The organism is Streptomyces sp. AC627_RSS907 (assembly GCF_019049165.1).
Genome location: NZ_JAGMUE010000041.1, coordinates 1 through 3,896 on the forward strand (window position 1 = coordinate 1; position 3,896 = coordinate 3,896).

Sequence of the window (3,896 nt, forward strand, 5' to 3'; positions counted from 1 at the left end):
CCCGCTCGACGAGCTGCACATCGACCCGGCCCGCCCCCGCCCCCCGCGCCCCCTGGCCCCGGCGGCGAGCTGGGACGGCGTCTTCCAGCGCCTCGACAAGGCGCTGCACGCCTACCGCAGGGTCGCCCCGCGCCGGCTGCGCCGGGCCGCGATGAACACCGCCGCCCGCTGGATCATCGAGCGGCAGGAGAACGACGGCTGCTGGGGCGGCATCCAGCCGCCGGCCGTGTACTCGGTCATCGCCCTGTACCTGCTCGGCTACGACCTCCAGCACCCCGTGATGCGCGCGGGACTGGAGTCGCTGGACCGTTTCGCCGTGTGGCGCGAGGACGGGGCCCGGATGATCGAGGCCTGCCAGTCCCCGGTGTGGGACACCTGCCTGGCCACCATCGCCCTGGCCGACGCCGGGGTGCCCGCCGACCACCCGCAGCTGGTGAAGGCCGCCGACTGGATGCTCGGGGAACAGATCGTGCGCCCCGGTGACTGGTCGGTGAAGCGGCCCGGACTCCCGCCGGGCGGCTGGGCGTTCGAGTTCCACAACGACAACTACCCCGACATCGACGACACCGCCGAGGTGGTCCTCGCCCTGCGCCGCGTCAGGCACCACGACCCGGAGCGGGTCGAGAAGGCCATCGGCCGCGGGGTGCGCTGGAACCTCGGCATGCAGTCGAGGAACGGGGCCTGGGGCGCGTTCGACGTCGACAACACCAGCCCCTTCCCCAACCGGCTGCCGTTCTGCGACTTCGGCGAGGTCATCGACCCGCCGTCGGCGGACGTCACCGCGCACGTCGTGGAGATGCTCGCCGTCGAGGGCCTCGCCCACGACCCGCGCACCCGGCGCGGCATCCAGTGGCTGCTCGCCGAACAGGAGGCGGACGGCTCCTGGTTCGGCCGCTGGGGCGTCAACTACGTCTACGGCACCGGGTCCGTCGTCCCCGCCCTGACCGCCGCCGGACTCCCCGCCTCGCACCCGGCCATCCGCCGCGCGGTGACCTGGCTGGAGTCCGTCCAGAACGACGACGGCGGCTGGGGCGAGGACCTGCGCTCCTACCGCGACGTCCGGGCGTGGAGCGGCCGGGGCGCCTCGACCGCCTCGCAGACGGCCTGGGCGCTGATGGCCCTGCTGGCGGCGGGGGAGCGGGAGTCCAAGGCCGTCGAGCGCGGCGTCGAGTGGCTGATCGCCACCCAGCGGGAGGACGGCTCCTGGGACGAGCCGTACTTCACCGGCACCGGCTTCCCCTGGGACTTCTCCATCAACTACCACCTCTACCGGCAGGTCTTCCCGCTCACCGCGCTCGGCCGGTACGTCCACCCAGAGCCCTTCTCCGCGACGTCGCGTGCGGCGCGGGCCACCGCCGGGCAGCCTCCGACCGGGACGGCCGCGGCCGAGGCGAAGGCCGGCTGATGAACCGGCAGCCCGGCCCGTCACCGCTGCTGATCGCCTGCGCGCTCGGTATCGAGCACCTCGCCCTGCGCACCGGCGACCGCGGCGGTGCGGGCGGGCCGGTCACCGTCCTGCGCACCGGCATGGGCCCGAAGGCGGCCGAGCGCTCGGTCGCCCGGGTCCTGGCGGACCCGGCGCTCGGCGACGCCGTCGTGCTGGCCACGGGCTTCTGCGCGGGACTGGCCCCCGGCATGCACCCCGGCGACCTGGTCGTCGCCGAGGAGACCCGGGACCCGCGCGGCACCGTCGCGTGCGTCGGCACCGATCGGCTCGTGAAGGAACTGGCGCGTGCCGTCCCCGGGCGCACCCTGCACACCGGGCCGCTGACCGGCTCGGACCACGTCGTCCGCGGTCCCGAGCGCGCCGACCTGCGCGCGACCGGCGCGATCGCCGTCGACATGGAGTCCGCGGCCACGCTCCTGAGCGCCGTCCGGGCGGGCGCGCGCCCGGTTGCGGCTGTCCGGGTGGTGGTGGACGCTCCAGAACACGAACTCGTCCGGATCGGCACGGTGCGCGGTGGAATATCGGCTTTCCGCGTTCTTCGATCCGTTCTTCCCGCATTTTTCGAATGGCACCGTTCTTTGCTGCTCCCCCGGAGGTGAGCCCAGATGGCCATGCCGCTGCGTCAGTCCATCAAGGTCGCTACATACCTGGCCGAACAGAAGATCCGCCGACGGGACAAGTTTCCGCTCATCGTGGAGCTGGAGCCGCTCTTCGCCTGCAACCTGAAGTGCGAGGGATGCGGCAAGATCCAGCACCCGGCCGGGGTGCTCAAGCAGCGCATGCCGGTCGCGCAGGCGGTGGGGGCGGTGCTCGAATCGGGTGCGCCGATGGTCTCCATCGCCGGCGGCGAGCCGTTGATGCACCCGCAGATCGACGAGATCGTGCGGCAGTTGGTGGCCCGGCGGAAATACGTCTTCCTCTGCACCAACGCCCTGCTCATGCGCAAGAAGATGGACAAGTTCACCCCTTCCCCCTACTTCGCCTTCGCGGTGCACATCGACGGGCTGCGCGAGCGGCACGACGAGTCCGTGGCGAAGGAGGGCGTGTTCGACGAGGCCGTGGAGGCCATCAAGGAGGCCAAGCGGCGCGGCTTCCGGGTCACCACCAACTCGACCTTCTTCAACACCGACACCCCGCAGACCGTCGTCGAGGTCCTCAACTACCTCAACGACGACCTCAAGGTCGACGAGATGATGATCTCGCCCGCCTACGCCTACGAGAAGGCGCCCGACCAGGAGCACTTCCTGGGCGTGGAGCAGACCCGCGAGCTGTTCAGGAAGGCCTTCTCGGGCGGCAACCGGGCCCGCTGGCGGCTCAACCACTCCCCGCTGTTCCTCGACTTCCTGGAGGGCAAGGTCGACTTCCCCTGCACCGCCTGGGCGATCCCGAACTACTCCCTCTTCGGCTGGCAGCGCCCCTGCTACCTGATGAGCGACGGGTACGTGCCCACGTACCGGGAGCTGATCGAGAAGACCGACTGGGACAAGTACGGGCGCGGCAAGGACCCGCGCTGCGCCAACTGCATGGCGCACTGCGGCTACGAGCCCACCGCCGTCCTGGCCACCATGGGCTCCCTCAAGGAGTCCCTGCGCGCCATGCGCGAGACGGTCTCCGGGAACCGGGAGTGACGGCATGACCGCCGTCTCCCTGGGCGTCCCCGAGGTACCGGTCCGGCCGATCGCCGAGCGGCGCGTGTCGCGGCGGATCCAGGTCGGGCCGGTGGCGGTCGGCGGCGGGGCCCCGGTGTCGGTGCAGTCGATGACGACGACCCGTACGTCGGACATCGGCGCGACGCTCCAGCAGATCGCCGAGCTGACGGCCTCCGGCTGCCAGATCGTGCGGGTGGCGTGCCCCACGCAGGACGACGCCGACGCCCTCCCCGTGATCGCGAAGAAGTCCCGGATCCCGGTGATCGCCGACATCCACTTCCAGCCGAAGTACGTCTTCGCCGCCATCGAGGCGGGCTGCGCCGCGGTCCGTGTGAACCCCGGCAACATCAAGCAGTTCGACGACAAGGTCAAGGAGATCGCCAAGGCGGCGAAGGACCACGGCACCCCGATCCGCATCGGCGTGAACGCGGGCTCGCTCGACCGGCGCCTGCTCCAGAAGTACGGCAGGGCGACCCCCGAGGCGCTGGCCGAGTCCGCCCTGTGGGAGGCGTCGCTCTTCGAGGAGCACGACTTCCGGGATATCAAGATCTCCGTCAAGCACAACGACCCGGTCGTGATGGTCGAGGCCTACCGGCAGCTCGCCGCCCAGTGCGACTACCCGCTGCACCTCGGTGTCACCGAGGCGGGCCCCGCCTTCCAGGGCACCATCAAGTCGGCCGTCGCCTTCGGCGCCCTGCTCTCCCAGGGCATCGGCGACACCATCCGCGTCTCCCTGTCGGCCCCGCCGGTCGAGGAGATCAAGGTCGGCATCCAGATCCTCGAGTCGCTCAACCTGCGCC

Annotated in this window: 4 protein-coding genes; all 4 read left to right on the forward strand. The window is 71.3% G+C overall.

Annotated elements, in window-relative coordinates:
• Positions 1–1,405, forward strand: a 1,405-nt coding sequence (shc, locus tag KUM32_RS11185) for a squalene--hopene cyclase (RefSeq protein ID WP_217141700.1), incomplete at its 5' end; no start/stop codon positions are given.
• The gene (locus KUM32_RS11190) at positions 1,405–2,046 is read left to right on the forward strand and encodes a 1-hydroxy-2-methyl-2-butenyl 4-diphosphate reductase (protein WP_217141701.1); all 642 of its coding nucleotides are present in this window, start codon (positions 1,405–1,407) and stop codon (positions 2,044–2,046) included. The genes shc and KUM32_RS11190, both read left to right, overlap by 1 nt.
• Before the next feature lie 6 nt (positions 2,047–2,052).
• Positions 2,053–3,075 (forward strand): adenosyl-hopene transferase HpnH, encoded by a 1,023-nt coding sequence (hpnH, locus tag KUM32_RS11195; protein ID WP_217141702.1) that lies wholly within the window; start codon positions 2,053–2,055, stop codon positions 3,073–3,075.
• A 4-nt stretch (positions 3,076–3,079) separates the two neighbouring features.
• A partial coding sequence (ispG, locus tag KUM32_RS11200) for a flavodoxin-dependent (E)-4-hydroxy-3-methylbut-2-enyl-diphosphate synthase (protein WP_217141703.1) occupies positions 3,080–3,896 on the forward strand: 817 nt, incomplete at its 3' end.

Excerpts from the sequence above, each read along its gene's own strand:
- KUM32_RS11190 (WP_217141701.1), top strand. The coding sequence starts at position 1,405 with ATGAACCGGCAGCCCGGCCCGTCACCGCTGCTGATCGCCTGCGCGCTC.
- hpnH (WP_217141702.1), top strand. The coding sequence starts at position 2,053 with ATGGCCATGCCGCTGCGTCAGTCCATCAAGGTCGCTACATACCTGGCC.